The sequence below is a fragment of the Psychroserpens sp. BH13MA-6 genome (genome assembly GCF_052983595.1).
In genome coordinates this window covers 1-796 of the sequence record NZ_JBRJGE010000044.1, presented here as the reverse complement: position 1 = coordinate 796, position 796 = coordinate 1, and the positions used below count along the sequence as shown (strand labels likewise).

The 796-nt window shown below is 32.2% G+C and carries 1 protein-coding gene; it reads left to right on the top strand.

Annotated features, from left to right (window positions below):
• Positions 1-664 (top strand): hypothetical protein (locus ACU8DI_RS15385; protein ID WP_447113680.1); only part of this gene is annotated, 664 nt, incomplete at its 5' end.
• Between the last annotated feature and the right edge of the window lie 132 nt (positions 665-796).

Sequence of the window (796 nt, the reverse complement as noted above, 5' to 3'; positions counted from 1 at the left end):
TTCCAATCGCACGATATCATACACAATTACGTTGTGCATAATTATGAGAACCATCCAGATTTTAATAATATTTCTATTTTCAATTGCAATTTCTGCACAAGATATAAACGGAATAAACTCTGATTTAAAACTCTCTGACTCTCTGACTTATGAAACAGAAATCCGAATCTATCAAGGCGGTGGAATAACGAATTATTCATCGCTTTTTAGAATGTTTAAGGATGAATCAGAAAAATGGACAGCGGAATTTTACGAGCATTACGCAAAAGTTGACGAACAAGCGGAATTGCGGACTGAAAAGCAAACTCTAAAATCGGAAAATGATATGGAAGTTGTTTTTCAAAACTTTATTCAGAGTCATATTTTGGACTTACCAAATATGAGCGAAATAAGATGGAAATTAGTAACTCGTGGAAAAGTTGAAAAAGTAAAAAAGATACATCGAGGTAAAGAGATTGAGGAATATGAATTAATGAACAAGCAAGTTGCGATTTTAGATGGAGAAGGATTTAAAATTCAAGTCCGAGGTTGGAATAAAACAAACGAATTTGAATTTTCAAATCCTGATGGATATTTAAGTCATTATCCAGAAATTGATGAACTGATTTATATGTGCGAGATTTTAAACACAATCCGGACTGAATTTGGAATATGGAAAAAATAACTATGCACAACAACGTGTATAATCCATGCTCTACTTTAGCTTCAGTTTTAATTCTTATATTTAAACTTTAGAATTGTGACGACGGAAAATAACGATCAATTCCAATCGCACGATATCATACACAATTACGTT